Origin of the sequence: Mycobacterium sp. 050134 (assembly GCF_036409085.1) — a bacterium.
Classification (GTDB): domain Bacteria; phylum Actinomycetota; class Actinomycetes; order Mycobacteriales; family Mycobacteriaceae; genus Mycobacterium.
On the sequence record NZ_JAZGLV010000067.1, the window covers coordinates 1 to 686 of the forward strand.

The 686-nt window shown below is 69.5% G+C and carries 1 protein-coding gene; it reads right to left on the bottom strand.

What is annotated here, in order from left to right; genetic code table 11:
- Positions 1-287, bottom strand: a 287-nt coding sequence (locus SKC42_RS27425) for a hypothetical protein (RefSeq protein ID WP_330967367.1), incomplete at its 3' end; no start/stop codon positions are given.
- Positions 288-686: the final 399 nt, after the last annotated feature.

The following is a 686-nucleotide window of genomic DNA, read 5'->3' on the forward strand; positions in this document are numbered from 1 at the left end:
CGGCCTACTGCGGTGGTGGGGCGCAGGTGGGGCGGCGGGGTATGAGCCTCGACGGGTGCGCGCACGGCATCAACCATGCCGGCGGCGGCGCCGGCTTCAGCGTGCTCGGCGAGCGCAGCCGCTTCAGCAACACCGTCCAGGGTGCGGGGCGTGGCCTTTCGGCGGTGCTCAGTCACCGCGGCGAGCTGCTGCGCCGGTCCGACCGCCTGGGTGATCGAATTGCTGCGCGGGGAAGCCTGCCCCGACAACCCCGCGGCGTGCCCCAACGACCCAGCCAGCTGAGCCAAAGCAGACACAGTGCACACCGACGCGGCCGGAGCCTGTGGCCCCACAACAGATTGCCCCGACCCCCCACCACTAGCCGGTTCACCCTCTGCCACACCAGCACGCAGCGGGCCGCGCGAACCGCCCGACCCCCCCGCCAACCCAGGCACACTCGCGAAGCGCGAGACGCCCGACCCACTCGACGCCAACCCCCCGGCCACCGCACTGGGCCGACCCCCGCCACCAGCACCAGCGGCCAGCTCCCAATAACCGTTAATCACATCGCCGACCTTACGGGCGTTATCACGCGACCGAAAAGCAGCCAAATACACCAAAAGCCCCGAAGCAGCACCCAACCCAGCAAGACAAGCCACAACCTGAAACCACCGCGAAATACACCCCGCCGCAGCAGCATCAGCCCT